This window comes from Azospirillum sp. B21 (assembly GCF_008364825.1).
In the GTDB taxonomy this organism is placed as follows: domain Bacteria; phylum Pseudomonadota; class Alphaproteobacteria; order Azospirillales; family Azospirillaceae; genus Azospirillum.
On record NZ_VTTO01000003.1, the window covers coordinates 177,737 to 192,241 of the forward strand.

At 67.5% G+C, this 14,505-nt stretch carries 14 protein-coding genes; 8 read left to right on the forward strand and 6 right to left on the reverse strand.

The features are described from left to right. Position 1 precedes the first annotated feature (1 nt). The 3 genes from FZ983_RS09055 to FZ983_RS09065 all read right to left on the reverse strand — a co-directional run bounded on the left by FZ983_RS09055 (position 2) and on the right by FZ983_RS09065 (position 2,101). Entirely contained in the window at positions 2-388 is a 387-nt protein-coding gene (locus tag FZ983_RS09055; protein WP_149223238.1) for a DUF805 domain-containing protein, read from the reverse strand. A 219-nt stretch (positions 389-607) separates the two neighbouring features. Further along, positions 608-1,576: a J domain-containing protein gene (locus FZ983_RS09060; RefSeq protein ID WP_149223239.1), complete on the reverse strand. Its 969-nt coding sequence runs from the start codon at positions 1,574-1,576 to the stop codon at positions 608-610. A 51-nt stretch (positions 1,577-1,627) separates the two neighbouring features. Then, positions 1,628-2,101: an RT0821/Lpp0805 family surface protein gene (locus FZ983_RS09065; RefSeq protein WP_149223240.1), complete on the reverse strand. Its 474-nt coding sequence runs from the start codon at positions 2,099-2,101 to the stop codon at positions 1,628-1,630. A 189-nt stretch (positions 2,102-2,290) separates the two neighbouring features. Between FZ983_RS09065 and pdxH the strand changes: the two genes are divergently transcribed. The 8 genes from pdxH (at position 2,291) to FZ983_RS09105 (ending at position 11,463) form a co-directional block, all read left to right on the forward strand. Continuing rightward, on the forward strand, positions 2,291-2,902 hold the full coding sequence (pdxH, locus tag FZ983_RS09070; protein WP_149223241.1) for a pyridoxamine 5'-phosphate oxidase: 612 nt from the start codon (positions 2,291-2,293) through the stop codon (positions 2,900-2,902). A gap of 53 nt (positions 2,903-2,955) precedes the next feature. Continuing rightward, a complete protein-coding gene (locus FZ983_RS09075) occupies positions 2,956-3,879 on the forward strand; it encodes a cation diffusion facilitator family transporter (protein WP_149223242.1) in 924 nt (307 codons plus the stop codon). Between the two features lie 287 nt (positions 3,880-4,166). Continuing rightward, positions 4,167-5,558, forward strand: a complete 1,392-nt coding sequence (locus FZ983_RS09080) for a methyl-accepting chemotaxis protein (RefSeq protein ID WP_149223243.1) — start codon at positions 4,167-4,169, stop codon at positions 5,556-5,558. Positions 5,559-5,805: 247 nt separating this feature from the next. Next, complete coding sequence (locus tag FZ983_RS09085; RefSeq protein ID WP_149223244.1) at positions 5,806-6,630, forward strand: MBL fold metallo-hydrolase; 825 nt, start codon at positions 5,806-5,808, stop codon at positions 6,628-6,630. 13 nt (positions 6,631-6,643) lie between these two features. Beyond that, positions 6,644-7,879, forward strand: coding sequence for an SLC13 family permease (locus FZ983_RS09090; RefSeq protein ID WP_149223245.1), 1,236 nt, complete (start codon positions 6,644-6,646; stop codon positions 7,877-7,879). A 133-nt stretch (positions 7,880-8,012) separates the two neighbouring features. Further along, a complete protein-coding gene (locus tag FZ983_RS09095; RefSeq protein WP_247883681.1) occupies positions 8,013-9,242 on the forward strand; it encodes an HD domain-containing phosphohydrolase in 1,230 nt (409 codons plus the stop codon). A 105-nt stretch (positions 9,243-9,347) separates the two neighbouring features. Next, complete coding sequence (gene hypD / locus FZ983_RS09100; protein WP_149223246.1) at positions 9,348-10,460, forward strand: hydrogenase formation protein HypD; 1,113 nt, start codon at positions 9,348-9,350, stop codon at positions 10,458-10,460. A gap of 181 nt (positions 10,461-10,641) precedes the next feature. Then, positions 10,642-11,463 (forward strand): universal stress protein, encoded by an 822-nt coding sequence (locus FZ983_RS09105; RefSeq protein ID WP_149223247.1) that lies wholly within the window; start codon positions 10,642-10,644, stop codon positions 11,461-11,463. A 135-nt stretch (positions 11,464-11,598) separates the two neighbouring features. Here the strand turns inward: FZ983_RS09105 and FZ983_RS09110 are convergent, their stop codons facing one another. From FZ983_RS09110 to FZ983_RS09120, 3 genes are all read right to left on the reverse strand, one after another. Beyond that, on the reverse strand, positions 11,599-13,284 hold the full coding sequence (locus tag FZ983_RS09110) for a CHASE3 domain-containing protein (RefSeq protein WP_247883682.1): 1,686 nt from the start codon (positions 13,282-13,284) through the stop codon (positions 11,599-11,601). A 311-nt stretch (positions 13,285-13,595) separates the two neighbouring features. Further along, positions 13,596-14,057, reverse strand: a complete 462-nt coding sequence (locus FZ983_RS09115) for a GNAT family N-acetyltransferase (protein WP_149223249.1) — start codon at positions 14,055-14,057, stop codon at positions 13,596-13,598. Between the two features lie 16 nt (positions 14,058-14,073). Next, entirely contained in the window at positions 14,074-14,484 is a 411-nt protein-coding gene (locus FZ983_RS09120) for a hypothetical protein (protein WP_149223250.1), read from the reverse strand. Positions 14,485-14,505: the final 21 nt, after the last annotated feature.

A 14,505-nucleotide genomic window follows, 5' to 3' on the forward strand; every position in this document is an offset into this window, starting at 1 on the left:
CTCAGGCGACGGCGGGCGAACCGGCGTTCGGCTGCGGCGGCGGGCCGAACCGGTTTGCCGCGGCATCACCCTTGGTCGCCGCCCAGATTACCAGAACGATCCAGCCGATCAGCGGCACCAGAGCCAGCAGCACCCACCAGCCGGACCGCCCGACATCGTGCAGGCGGCGGACCGACACAGCCAAGCCCGGCAGCAACAGCGCCAGATTGGTGATCGAATTCAGGGGGCTGGCATCCTCGAACGGAAACAGGGCGACGTCGATGATGCTGGTGACGATGCTGACCAGGACCGTGAACAGGATCCAATACCAATATTCGGATCGCAGTGCGCGGCCGGAAAACCCGACATACTGTGAAAGCACCGACCTGATTGCGTCGAAGAAGTTCATTGTCCGCTGCCTCGGCGAATGGCCTGCCGCGATTGGAAAGCCTGAGGGAGTCACGATCCGCAGGCAATCGGTGCGGTGCAACACTCTCGGTCGACGCGGATCGGTCCTGGCCGCGGCGTGGTGCCGCGCTGCAGGGGGCGGCGCATACGAAGACGGCCCGCCCCGGAGGGCAGGCCGCATGTCGAAACCGCCGCCTGCATGGCGACCGGGTGCTTTCGCCTACTCCAGCCCCGCCTTCTTGCGGACGTCGTAGCTGCGGGTCTTCGACCACTGTTCCACGAACTTGACCAGTTCGGCGTCGGGCGGGTCGGGCAGGACGACCTTCAGCTTCACATACTGGTCGCCCGGCTGCTTGGTGGCCTGATTGACCACGCCCTTGCCGCGCAGCCGCAGGACGGAGCCGGTGTTGGCGCCGGGCGGCACCTTCACCGCCACCTTGCCGCTGATGGTCGGGACATTGACGGTGGCGCCCAGAACCGCCTCGTTCAGGGTGATCGGCACCTCGACGTGGATGTCGCTGTCCTGCCGGGTGAAGAAGGGGTGGGATTCGACATGCACCTCGACAATGGCATCGCCATTGGGCATGCCGCCCATGCCGGGCAGGCCCTGGCCCTTCAGGCGCAGCTTCGTCTCGTTCTCCGTCCCCGGCGGGATGGCGACGTCGATGCTCTTGCCGTTGGATAGGTTGATGCGCCGCTTCGATCCGTTCGCCGCCTCCACGAAGGGGACGGTGACGGAGTAGGAGATGTCGCTGCCGCGCACCCGTGGCCCGGCCGAGCCGCCGGTGGAGCCGCCGCCCATTCCGGCCCCGGCCCCGGCCCCGCCGGGGCGGCGCCGGCCGCCGCCGAACAGGTCGGAGAACCAGTCGTCACCGCCGCCGAAGAAGCTGTCGTCGGCGGTACCGCTGTAGGCCTTGCCCCGGCTGGTCCGGCCGCGGGTGCCGAAGCCCGCGTGCCGTTCCTGGCCGGACGGATCGATCTCGCCCCGGTCGTAGCGGGCGCGCTTCTCGGTATCCGACAGCAGCGTGTAGGCGGCCGAGATTTCCTTGAACCGCTCCTCGTTGGCGGCGTCGCCCGGCTTCAGGTCCGGGTGATGCAGCTTGGCGAGCTTGCGGTACGCCTTCTTGATGTCGTCGGCACTGGCGGACCGGCTGACGCCGAGAACGCTGTAGGGATCGCGCGTAGCCACGGGCAGAGAATTCCCGCCCCAAGGGGGCTCAAGGGTTGCAGGTCGGACGTGTTACGAGTTGCCGATGATCTTCCACGTACCGTCGGCCTGTTTGCAAGCGGTTCCGTACGCCTGCTCCGTCCGGCCCTTGACCACGATGGTCTGCTGGAACTCGCGGCAGTAGGTGCCGGTGTTGCTGTAGCCGTCGCGCGTGGTGACGATGGTGCCGGAATTGCCCGACTGCGGGTTGTTCCAGTTGATGCGGTCGCCGACCGGGGCGGCATAGGCCTGACGGGCCGCGGTCTCGGCATAGCCGGCATCGGCCTTGTCGAGAGAGCTGCCGACTTCGCGGCCGATGAAGGCGCCCAGCAGAGTGCCCACGCCGGTCGCCACCAGCTTGCCCGTTCCGCCGCCGATCTGCGAACCGATCAGGCCACCGGCGACCGCGCCGCCGGCCGTGCCGATCGTTTCCTTCTGGCCACCCAGCTGGCAGCCTGCCAGCAGGCTCGCGACGATCACGGCCGGAACGACTTTCTTCACGAACATCCTTGCGCCTCGAAAAGGTTGGTTGCCGCGGCACCTTATCGGTGGCTTCGCGGTGGACAGTGATATAAGCGACCCTATCCTTGCTGTGAATTGTGATGAGGCTGTGACCCTTTCGCTTTTGCACAAAGGAAAGCCCCCCGCACCCCGCCTGCGGGGGGTGCGGGACCCATCGAGACAGGATCCACCGGCATGACCGACAGCAGCGAGCGCGACCCTTACGAACTCTTCTCCGAATGGATGAAGGAAGCCGAGCAGAGCGAGCCCAACGACCCCAACGCCATGGCGCTGGCGACCGCCGATGCCGGCGGCATTCCGTCGGTGCGCATGGTGCTGCTGAAGGGCATCGATCCGCGCGGTTTCGTCTTCTACACCAACTCCGAGAGCCGGAAGGGCGAGCAGATGCTCGCGAATCGGAACGCCGCCCTGTGCTTCCATTGGAAGACCCTGCGCCGGCAGGTGCGGGTGGAAGGGGCGGTGGAGGTCGTGACCGACGCCGAGGCCGACGCCTATTTCGAAAGCCGCGCGCGCGAAAGCCGCATCGGCGCCTGGGCCTCGCAGCAGTCGCGCCCGCTGGAGGGCCGGTGGGAGCTGGAGAAGCGCGTGGCCCAGTTCACCGCGAAATACGCTATCGGCACCGTGCCGCGGCCGCCGCACTGGACCGGCTTCCGCGTTCTGCCGTCGCGCATCGAGTTCTGGCGCGACCGGCCGTTCCGCCTGCACGACCGGCTGGTCTACCGCCGGGCGGCGGAGGCGGCGGACGCCGCCGCGGCGGGTTGGACGACCGAGCGGCTTTATCCCTGAACGATGGTCTTGAACAGAGGCCCTGAACAGAGGTCCGGAACAGAAGGCGGGTCGTGAGCGAAAACCTGGACAGCGGCGCTCTGGCGGATCGCCTGCGCCGCCGCGCCACCTATGCCAGCGTGGCGGTGGCCTCCACCCTGATCGCGGCAAAGCTGGCGGCCTATCTGCTGACCGAATCGGTCAGCATCCTGTCGTCGCTGATCGATTCGAGCACCGACCTGATGGCGTCGCTGGTGACCCTGCTGGCGGTGCGTCAGGCCTTGCGGCCGGCCGACGCCAACCACCGCTACGGCCATGGCAAGGCGGAGGCGCTGGCGGCACTGGCCCAGGCGGCCTTCATCGCCGGTTCGGCCGTGCTGCTGAGCGTCGAGGCGGTGCGGCGCATTTTCCGGCCGGAGCCGATCGCCGAGGGGACGATCGGCGTCGCGGTGATGCTGCTGTCGATCGTGCTGACGGCCGGACTCATCACCTTCCAGCGCCGGGTGCAGGTGGCCACCGGCTCCGTCGCCATCGGGGCCGACCGGCTGCATTATGCCGGCGACCTGCTGATGAACAGCGCCGTCATCGCCGCCATCCTGCTGACCGAAGCGACCGGGCTCGCCATCGTCGATCCGCTGTTCGGCATCGGCATCGCTCTGTTCCTGCTGAACGGTGCCCGCGGCGTGGCGCGCGACGCGCTGGACGTCCTGATGGACCGTGAATTGGGGCAGGAGGAGCGCGACCGTATCGCGGCGCTTGCCCGGGCCGAGCCGGGCGTGCGCGGCCTGCACGACCTGCGCACCCGCAATGCCGGCACCGGCTGCTTCATCGAGCTGCATCTGGAACTGGACGGAACCCTGACCCTGACCGCCGCGCACGAGATCGCCGACCGGGTGGAGCGGCGGCTGCGGGAGGCCTTCGTCAACGCCGAGGTTCTGGTCCATCAGGAGCCCGCCGGGCTGGCCGACGACCGGCTGGACAACCGCATCGCCGGCTGAGCGCAAGCGCATCGCTCGATGAGCGCAAGCGTTCCGGGCTTGCCGGGATCTCTTGCGAGAGGACACTCGTGATACGGTGCCGTATTGCGGGAAGTCCCGTATTTCGCAGCGATACCCCAATCGTGCACAATCGCCGGGCGTAGCCTCTCCTAAAGGTATCCTACCAAAGGACAGGGGGTCCCGGGCCCGTCCCGCACCGCCGGTTCGTTGCGAACATGTCTCAAAAGCGCAATAATAGTGCTTGGGAGAAAGCGCTCGGTTACAAAACAGCAAGAATGGTGGGCATAATGGATGGAAGCTTTACGCTTCGGCCGCATCTGATCGCGGACATCGCGACGGAAGCCGGCAATCTCGGCATCGAGATCGCGGACATCGCCGGCCACATCGAGGATGTGAACGCCCGCGTCACCCACCAGTCGGAGGTCTTCACGCAGCTGAGGGACACCGGCGCCAAGATGTCGCGCAGCACGCAGCGCATCTCGGAAGCCTCGGCGGTCGCTCGGTCGGTGACGGAGCAGGCCCGGCAGGAGGTCGACAGCTCGCATGACCGGGTGCAGCAGTCGCTGTCCGACATTCATGCGCTGGTGTCCTCGGTGACGGGGATCGAGGGGCAGATCGCCGGGCTGCGCGACGCGCTGGACCGCGTCGGCAAGGTCGCCAAGGAGATCTTCACCATCGCCAAGCAGACCAACCTGCTGGCGCTGAACGCCACCATCGAGGCGGCGCGGGCCGGCGATGCCGGGCGCGGCTTCGCCGTGGTCGCCAACGAGGTGAAGTCGCTGTCCACCAAGACCAGCGAAGCGACGACGGAGATCGACGCGACGCTGAAGTATCTCAACGAGCAGGCCCAGCGCCTGATGGTTGAAAGCGCCGCCAGCGCCGCCAAGGCCCGTGCGGTCAGCGAGGGCACGACCTCCATCGGCACGGTGATCGAGACGGTCGGCCGCGCCATGCGCGAACTGAACGGCGAGACTGACAAGATCGACGCCGCCTCCGCCGAGATCGGCGCCAACTGCGGCGAGCTGGAGCACGAGATCGCCGATCTGGCCGCCGGCGTGAAGCTGTCCAGCGACAACCTCGCCCAGGCCCGCGACCGGGTGAACAATCTGGTGGGCATGAGCGAGCGGCTGATCGGCGTCACCGCGGAGCTGAACATCGAGACGGTCGACACGCCCTTCATCGCCGCGGTGAAGGACGCCGCCGCCAAGGTGTCCGCCGCCTTCGAAGAGGCGCTGGCCCGCGGCGACATCAGCGAGGCCGACCTGTTCGACCGCAACTATCAGCCGGTCGCCGGATCGGACCCCCGGCAGGTGATGACCCGCTTCACCCAGCTGTGCGACCGGCTGCTTCCCGGCATCCAGGAGCCGGTGCTGTCCGCCAACGGACGGATCGTCTTCTGCGTGGCGGTGGACGACAACGGCTATCTGCCCACCCACAACCGGCAATTCAGCCAGCCGCAGGGTCGCGATCCGGTGTGGAACGCCGCCAACTGCCGCAACCGGCGGATCTTCAACGACCGCGTCGGTCTGGCCGCCGGCCGCAACACCAAGCCCTTCCTGCTGCAGACCTACCGCCGCGACATGGGTGGCGGGAAGTTCGCCCTGATGAAGGACGTTTCCGCGCCCGTCACGGTGCGCGGGCGCCATTGGGGCGGGCTGCGGCTGGCCTACAAGGTGTGAGGAGCGTCCTGGAATTGCCCCCTCCCTAACCCTCCCCCACCTTACGGTGGGAGAGGGAACTCCGCCATCCTTGCACTTAGCCCCCTCTCCCGCGCAAGCGGGGGAGGGTTGGGGAGGGGGCAGTCCCGCGTCAAGCTCCTCCCAAGGCTCCTACGGCACCACCATCGTGTACATGGCGGTGAATCGCGCTAAACTCGGCCGACAAAGGGGTTGAGATGGCGCGAACCGGCGCTCTGGAGGCGGGGGAATGGGCTTCACGGTTACCTTCTGGGGCGTGCGCGGCACGATCCCCTGCCCGATGGCCTCGCATCTGGGCTTCGGCGGCAACACCTCCTGCGTCGAGGTGCGAGCCGGTAAGCAGTGCATCATCATCGACGCGGGAACCGGGCTGCGCGCGCTGGGGCGCAAACTGCTGGCCGAGGGAGTGAGCAGCGCCACGCTGCTGCTGAGCCACACGCATCTGGACCATATCAGCGGCTTCCCCTTCTTCGCGCCGGCCTACACCAAGGGCTTCAGCCTGCGGGTGATCTCCGGCCATCTCACCGGCAGCCCGGATATCGAATCGGTGATGGCCCGCCAGATGGAGCGTCCGCTGTTCCCGGTGCCGCTGCGCACGATGGGCGGCGACCTCAGCTTCCTGGAGGTGCCGCCCGGCCACAGCTTCAAGCTGGAGGGCGGGGTGCGCATCCACACCGCGGCGCTGAACCACCCGGACGGCGCCACCGGCTACCGCATCGAGTATCAGGGCCGCTCGCTCGCCTATGTCACCGACACCGAACATGTGCCGGACCATCCCGACCGCAACATCCTGAACCTGGTGGATGGGGTCGACCTGCTGCTCTACGATTCGACCTATACGGACGAGGAATGGGCTCAACGGGTCGGCTGGGGCCATTCCACCTGGATGGAGGCGGTGCGGATCGCCCGCGCCGCCCATGTGAAGACGCTGGGCCTGTTCCACCACGATCCCGATCACGACGACGCCACCATGGAACGGATCGAAGCCGCGGCGAAGGCGGAGTTCCCCAACTGCTTCGCCGCGCGCGAGGGTACGACGATCTCCCTGGACTGATCCGCCCGAAAGAATGACGACCACAATCCTGATCCTGTTCGGCGCCACCTATCTCGGCATGGCGCTGGGCCGCTTTCCCGGTCTCAGCATCGACCGCACCGGCATCGCGCTGGTCGCCGCCATCCTGCTGCTGGCGACCGGGGCGCTCGACACCGGCCAACTGGTGGCAGCGGTCGATTTCCCGACGATCTTCATCCTGCTCGGGCTGATGATCCTGTCGGCGCAATATGCCGGCAGCGGCTTCTACGACTGGTGCGCGCTGAAGGTGGCGCAGGCGGCGCGGTCGCCGGCGCGGCTGCTGGCGGTGATCGTGCTGGTCGCCGGCGGGCTGTCGGCGGTGCTGGCGAACGACGTGGTCGTCTTCGCCATGACGCCGATGCTGTGCCTGGGTCTGCTGGCGCGCAAGCTGGACCCGCGGCCCTACCTGATCGCGCTCGCCGGGGCCGCCAATGCCGGGTCGGCGGCGACGATGATCGGCAACCCGCAGAACATCCTGATCGGGCAGGTCGGGCATCTCGACTTCTGGCGCTTTCTGGCGGTGTGCGGCGGTCCGGCGCTGGCCGCCATGCTGATCGTCTATGTCACCGTCTGGCTGGTCTGGCGCGGCCGCTTCGGCGAGCCCGAGGGTGTGGGAGCGGGCAGAGAGGTGGCGCCGGTGCCGCTCGACCGCTGGCAGCTGGGCAAGGCGGTGGCGGCGACGCTGGCGCTGCTGGTGCTGTTCACCCGCGACATCCCGCAGGAACATTCCGTGCTGCTGGTGGCCGGCGTGATGATGGTCAGCCGGCGCATGGCCAGCCGCGACATGCTGGGCATGGTCGACTGGCACCTGCTGGTCCTGTTCGCGGCTCTGTTCGCCATCAATCATGCGCTGGGCCTGACCGGCATCCCGGCGGCGCTGGTCGGCGACCTCCAGGCGGCGGGATGGCTGCCCGACCGGCTGGCGGTGATGGTGCCGCTGGCCTTGGCCGGCAGCAACAGCATCGGCAACGTGCCGGCGGTGATCCTGCTGCTGGCCGCCTGGCCGAACCCGCCGGAAGGGGCGCTTTACGGGCTGGCGCTGCTGTCGACGCTGGCCGGAAACCTGTTGCTGCCGGGTAGCCTCGCCAACATCATCGTGGCAGAGCGGGCGGCGGCGGCGGGCGTCCGGCTGGGTTTCGTCGAGCATGCCCGCTGCGGCGTGCCGATGGCGCTGCTGTCGATGGCGGTGGCGGCGGTCTGGCTGTGGGCCGGCGGCTGGATGGCCTTTTGACCTGGAATCGCCCTTCGATCAGCGCTCCGCAATCAATGGAGGGTGATCATTTCGTGATTTCTCAGACTGCAAGCCTCTTCTTCGGTCCGCGACAATTGGGGTAATCTTTTCGCGCACCGGGGGAGGGCGCGCTGTGAGTTTGGTCGTCCAGTTCATGGAGTTCATCGAGAGCGCGCCGAACCAGTCGCTTCGCGCGCTGAGCGACCGCGTGCTGCGCAAATGCCGCGAGGTGACGGGGGCGGAGGCCGGAACGGTCTTCATGCTGCGCGGGCAGGGGCGGAGCAGGAATCTGGAGGCGGTCAGCGCCCAGAACGACGTGATCCGCGCCAAATCCGCACTATTCACGATGCCGGTGGACCAGACCTCCATCGTCGGCTATGTCGCGGCCACCGGCGAGACGCTGCTGCTCGACGATGCCTACGTGATTCCGGAGGGGCGGCCCTACCGCTTCAATCCCGCCTTCGACCAGCGCACCGGTTTCCGCACCCGCTCGATCATGGCCTTTGCGCTGAAGGGGGCCCGCGACCGGCCCATCGGGGTGGTGCAGCTGATCAATCGCCGCCCGATGCCGGGGGAGGAGGGGCCGCCGACCTTCCTGCCCGACCATGAGCAGATGATCGCGCCGGTCAATCACATCGTCGGCCGTGCCCTGGAGCGGGCCGCGACGCTGGAACGGCTGACCGAGCGCAACCGCGCCCTGACCAGGGAGCGCCGCCGCGTCGCGGAACTGCAGGCGGAGACGGAGCGCGCCTTCATGGTGTCGGTCAACCTGCTGGCCCGCGCCGCCGAGGTGCATGACGAAGAGACCGGCAACCACATCCTGCGCGTCAACGAATATTCCCACGCGCTGGCCGGCTGGGCCGGCTGCAGCCGTGCCTTCTGCACGGAAATCCGCTTTTCCGCCGCTCTGCACGATGTCGGCAAGATGAGCGTCGATCAGGCGGTCCTGCACAAGAAGGGCCGGCTCGACGAACGCGAACTGGCGGAGATGAAGCGCCATCCCGTATACGGCCACGACATCCTGATTGCGTCCGACCGGCTGAAAATGGCCGCCGAAATCGCGTTGTGCCATCACGAGCAGTGGGCCGGCACCGGTTATCCCCACGGGCTGAAGGGGGAGGAGATCCCGCTTGCCGCCCGCATCGTCGCCATCGCCGACTGCTACGACGCCCTGCGCAGCGCCCGTCCCTACAAGCCGTCCTTCAGCCATGAGAAGACGGTGGACATCCTGCTGAACGGAGACGACCGGCTGGATCCCAGGGTGCATTTCGATCCCCGCCTGCTCGCCCTGTTCGCCGCCCGCCATGCGGAATTCGATGCGATCTGGGAACGGCTGAAGGACCAGGAGAAGGTCGAGGCCTGAAGACGGGCGGAGGCGAAAGGCGGGCCATGACAGACACTCCCCTTGATCCGTATCAACGCAAACGGTCAGTGTTGCGGGTGAAATGGCGGAGCAGAGGGAGCGACCATGAAGTACGTCGAAGAGTTCCGTGATCCGGTCCTTGCCCGCAACGTCGCCGCCGCCATCGCGCGGGAGGTGCGGGCCGACCGCTCCTACCATCTGATGGAGTTCTGCGGCGGGCATACCCATGCCATTTCCCGCTACGGCATCCCCGATCTTCTGCCCGCCAATGTCCGCATGATCCACGGGCCGGGCTGCCCGGTCTGCGTTCTGCCTGTGGGGCGGATCGACGATGCCATCGCGCTGGCCCGCCGGCCGGAGGTGACGCTGTGCACCTATGGCGACGTCATGCGCGTGCCCGGATCGGGACGGCTCAGCCTGTTGAAGGCCAAGGCGCAGGGAGCCGATGTCCGTATGGTGGTGTCGGCCGACGCCGCGGTGCGCATCGCCGCGGAGAATCCGGGCCGTCAGGTGGTGTTCCTCGCCATCGGGTTCGAGACGACGACCCCGCCCACCGCGCTGGCGGTGCGGGCCGCGGCGGTGCAGGGGCTGACCAACTTCTCCGTCTTCTGCAACCATGTGCTGACCCCCTCGGCCATCCAGGGCATCCTTTCGGGAACGGAGGAGGGGCTGTCGCTGGACGGCTTCGTCGGGCCGGCCCATGTGTCGGTCGTCATCGGCTCCGAAGCCTATGCCCCGGCCGCGGCGGAACATGGCAAGCCGGTGGTGATCTCCGGATTCGAGCCCCTCGACGTGCTGCAGTCGATCCTGATGCTGATCCGCCAGATCAACGACGGGCGGGCGGAGGTGGAGAACCAGTTCACCCGCGCCGTCACCGCCGACGGCAACCGCAAGGCCCAGGCGCTGGTGGCCGAAATCTTCGAGACGCGTCCGTCCTTCGAATGGCGCGGACTGGGCAGCATCCCCCACAGCGGGCTGAAGCTGCGCGAGGCCTATGCCGCCTTCGACGCCGAGCGGCGCTTCCCCATCTCAGGCGCCAGCGTTCCCGATCACAAGGGCTGCGATTGCGGCGCGATCCTGCGCGGCGTGAAGCGGCCGGTCGACTGCAAGCTGTTCGACACCGTCTGCACGCCGGAGAACCCGATGGGCTCCTGCATGGTCTCGGCGGAAGGGGCTTGCGCCGCGCATTACACCTATGGACGGTTCCGCGACGCCTGACCGGATGATTGCCGCCCGGCCGTGCCCTTGCGACTTTTCACCGCAGGCCGGGCACCGCAGGCTGGACGGATGCCGCCCGGTTAAACATGATGCATATGAAACAATCCGCTCGGCCCCTTATCGGTCCGGCGGAGAACGGCAGACGTCGAAAGACATCGCATTTCATTCCGGGAGGGCCCGCATGACTTACAAGCACATTCTCGTTCACCTCGACAGCAGCCCGCATGTCGAGGCGCGGCTCGACGCCGCCATCGCGCTGGCGCAGCGTCACGGCGCTTTCCTGCGCGGGCTGTTCGCCCAAGGCGACCGCAATGCCACCAGCGTGATCGCCCGCCGGTCGAGCGACCATCTGGTCGAAGCGGCAGCACGCAGCGAGGCGTTCTTCCGGGAAAAGCTCGCGGCGGCCGGCCTGCAGGGCCAATGGCACGGCCTGACCCACGGCGAATACAACCATGTCATCCGCGAGGTCATCATCTGGTCGCGCTTCGCCGACCTGACCGTGCTGGGCCAGTATGATCGCGAGGCCGGATCGCAGGCGGCGCCGGAGGAACTGAACGAGCAGGTGGTGCTGAACTCCGGCCGTCCGGTTCTGGTCGTTCCCTATGCCGGCCGCTTCCCGGTGATCGGCAAGCGCGTCGCCGTCGCCTGGAACGCCGAGCGCGAAGCTGCCCGCGCCCTGTCCGACGCCATGCCGATGCTGGAGAAGGCCGACGAGGTGACGGTGATCACGGTTCTGACCCAGGCCTCGGGCGCCACGCCGGAGGCGCCGCGGGTGGGGCTGCTCGACCATCTCGCCTTCCACGGCGTGACGGCGGAACAGACCCATTTCACCGTCAACGACATCGGCGCGATGGACGCGCTGCTGGCCCGCGCCATGGACACCGGCGCCGACCTGCTGGTGATGGGCGCCCACGGTCACTACGGTTTCCCGTTCCTGCACCGCGGCAGCGGGACCCGGCACGTCCTGCGCACCTGCCCGGTGCCGCTGCTGCTGTCGCATTGAACTGCCGCCGATTGCCCCCACCCTAACCCTCTCCCGCTCTCAGCGGACCTACGGTCCGCCTGCCGCGTCAGCACAAAGCATAGCTTTGTGCGAGAGCTGGGCGGGGGAGGATAGGTGGGGGGCTAACGTTCCCCGTCACGCCGCCTTCACTCCACCCAGGAAGCTCTCCACCTCCTGGCGCAGGCGGGCGGACTCGCTGCTCAGATGGTCGGCGACGCTGCGGACCTCGCCGGCGGCGCGGCCGGTATCGCCGGCGGCGCGGGTGACGCCGACGATGTTGCTGGTCACCTGCTGGGTGCCTTGCGCCGCTTCCTGGACGTTGCGGCTGATTTCCTGGGTCGCGGCGCTCTGCTGTTCCACCGCAGAGGCAATGGTTGCGGAGATCTGGCTGATCTCGGTGATGATGCGGCCGATCTCGTCGATGGCGGCGACGGCTTCGCGGGTGGCGCCCTGAATGGTGGCGATCTGGCCGGTGATGTCCTCGGTCGCCTTGGCGGTCTGATTGGCGAGGCTCTTCACCTCGCTCGCCACCACGGCGAAGCCCTTGCCGGCCTCGCCGGCGCGGGCGGCCTCGATGGTCGCGTTCAGCGCCAGCAGATTGGTTTGCGCCGCGATGTTGTTGATGAGGTCCACCACCTCGCCGATCTTCTGCGCGCCTTCGGCAAGGCTGGAGACGACGGTGTTGGCGTGGCCGGCGCCGCTGACCGCCTGTTCGGCGACGCGGGTCGATTGCGACACTTGGCGGCCGATCTCGGCGATGGAGGAGGACAGCTCTTCCGCCGCAGCGGCGACGGTCTGGACATTGGCGGAGGCCTGCTCGGCCGCCGAGGCCACCGTGGTGCTCTGGCGGTTGGTCTCGTCCGCGGTGGAGGTCAGCGTGCCGGCCGACTGCTGCATCTGGGTGGCCGCACCCGACAGGCTCTGGACGACCGCGGTCACATTGCTTTCGAAGGCCCGGGTCAGCTCTTCCAGTCGGGCGGCGCGGCGGGCCTTGGCCTCCTCATCGGCGCGCTGGGCGGCAGCGAGGCGGTCGGCCTCGATGGCGTTGCGCTTGAACACGTCGACGGCCTCGGCCATGGCGCCGACCTCGTCGCCGCGGCCGATGCCGGGGACCTCGACCGATCGGTCGCCGCCGGCCAGCCGGCTCATCGCGGCGGTCATGGCGACGATCGGGCTGGCGATGGCGCCGCGCAGGAGCATGCCGGCGGCGATGGCGACCAGGATCGAGGCCAACGCGCCGACGATGGCGGTGGCATATCCGGTGTAGAAGGCGGAGCGCTGTTCCGTATAGCGCGCTTCCAGCAGGGTGCGTTCGGCATCCTCGATCTGCACCACCAGCGCGCGGATGCCGTCCATCGACGACTTGCCCAGGGCCTTGGCCTCCATCGCGCGGGCTTCCTCACGCGTTTCGGCCTTGGACATCAGGGCGATTTCCTTCTCCGCCACGGTCCGGCGCCAGGTGTCGGCGTGCTTGCGCAGTTCCTCCAGCCGGGCCTGCTGCTGCGGATTGTCGGCGGTCAGCGACTTCACCTCGGCCAGTGTGCGGTCGAAGTCCTGTCCGCCCTTGCGGTAGGGGGCCAGGAACGCCTCGTCGCCGCTGACCAGATAGCCGCGCAGGCCGGTTTCCTGGTCGATCATCGCCGCCAGCACCGCGTCGGTCGTCTGAAGCACCCGATAGGTGTGGATCGTCCAGCCGATCGAAGACTGGATCGAAGATAAGGTCGAATAGTTGGCGACGCTGATGATGCCGGTGATGGCGATCAGGGCGGCGAAGGCGGCCAGAAGCTTGCCGCCGATACGAAGGTTGGTGAACCAGGACATCTTATTGCGCCTCATGTGACCGAATGGCTACTTGCGTGCGCGGACAATCGCCTCGCCCGAGGAATTGGACCCGAACGGGTGAGTTGCTAACCCGATCGAATATTCCGTCTGATACGGCGGCAGCCACGATTTCGATCATCGAAAATTCTATGTATGTCGAAATCTTCGGTCTATCACATAGAGACTATACCGATTTTCCAGGTGAAGCGGCAGCAATGGTCGGGCGCCGCCCTGCAGCCGAGGGAGGCGTTATTTGCGATACAAGAGTATGGATAGGTCATAGTGTCGCATCGACTTGGCGACTGCGTGGATCAGCGACGCAGCCGCATGTCGATGTGGGGAATTCCGAAATCGTCGTAGGACTCGGTGATCCGGACGAATCCGAAACCGCCGTAGAAGCGCTCCAGATGCTGTTGGGCGCCGATGACCACGTCGCGCTCCGGCCAGCGCTCCGCCAGCACCGTCAGGGATTCGGCGACAAGCGCCCGCCCCAGTCCGGCGGAACGCTGCGACGGATCGACCGCCAGCCGCCCGAAGGAGACCGGGGCATCCGGTCCGTCCTCATCGGGATCAAGACAGCGGGCACAGCCGACCACGGCGCCGGACGCGTCGGCGGCAATCAGGTGCATGGCACGAGGATCGCGGCCGTCGATGTCGGGGTAGGGGGAGGCCTGCTCGACCACGAACACCCGGCTGCGCAGGGCCAGCAGGTCATGGAGTTCGCGAAGGCTCAACGCGTCGAAGGCGACGCGGCGGATGGGCGGGGGTGGCATCGGGGGAGTGTACCGGTCAGGCGATCGAGTTGCGGATCATGTAGTCGGCAATGTCCTTGGGCTTGACCTTGACCTCGGTCAGCGGCTCGTCGGCGGTCATCGCCTTGGCGACCAGCAGGCTGTTCTGCACATTGGTCAGGGCGATGCGGAAGACGCCGGTGGCGCCCTTCAGCCGCGGATAATAGGTGGGGTCGATCACCTTCTCGCGCCGGCCGAGACGGGCCAGCGCGGTCTCCTCGTCCAGCCCGTCGATCTCCTTGGACTCGATCAGCTTCCAGTCGGTCTCGCCGCCCCAGCCGGCGGTGACGGCGGATTTGACCGCCGCCTCGTCTTCTGAGACGCCAAGCTTGAAGATGTGCTTTCCCTGTCCGACGTCGGACGCCCATTTGGTCAGGGCGGCGCTGCGCGCGACGAAGACGACGGCCATGACGACTCGATCCTCTTGAGG

Bases quoted from the DNA above. Each gene is read 5' to 3' on its own strand.
- FZ983_RS09055 (WP_149223238.1), bottom strand. From the start codon at position 388: ATGAACTTCTTCGACGCAATCAGGTCGGTGCTTTCACAGTATGTCGGG.
- FZ983_RS09065 (WP_149223240.1), bottom strand. From the start codon at position 2,101: ATGTTCGTGAAGAAAGTCGTTCCGGCCGTGATCGTCGCGAGCCTGCTG.
- pdxH (WP_149223241.1), top strand. From the start codon at position 2,291: ATGACCGACAGCAGCGAGCGCGACCCTTACGAACTCTTCTCCGAATGG.
- FZ983_RS09080 (WP_149223243.1), top strand. From the start codon at position 4,167: ATGGATGGAAGCTTTACGCTTCGGCCGCATCTGATCGCGGACATCGCG.
- FZ983_RS09085 (WP_149223244.1), top strand. From the start codon at position 5,806: ATGGGCTTCACGGTTACCTTCTGGGGCGTGCGCGGCACGATCCCCTGC.
- FZ983_RS09090 (WP_149223245.1), top strand. From the start codon at position 6,644: ATGACGACCACAATCCTGATCCTGTTCGGCGCCACCTATCTCGGCATG.
- hypD (WP_149223246.1), top strand. From the start codon at position 9,348: ATGAAGTACGTCGAAGAGTTCCGTGATCCGGTCCTTGCCCGCAACGTC.
- FZ983_RS09105 (WP_149223247.1), top strand. From the start codon at position 10,642: ATGACTTACAAGCACATTCTCGTTCACCTCGACAGCAGCCCGCATGTC.
- FZ983_RS09110 (WP_247883682.1), bottom strand. From the start codon at position 13,284: ATGTCCTGGTTCACCAACCTTCGTATCGGCGGCAAGCTTCTGGCCGCC.
- FZ983_RS09115 (WP_149223249.1), bottom strand. From the start codon at position 14,057: ATGCCACCCCCGCCCATCCGCCGCGTCGCCTTCGACGCGTTGAGCCTT.
- FZ983_RS09120 (WP_149223250.1), bottom strand. From the start codon at position 14,484: ATGGCCGTCGTCTTCGTCGCGCGCAGCGCCGCCCTGACCAAATGGGCG.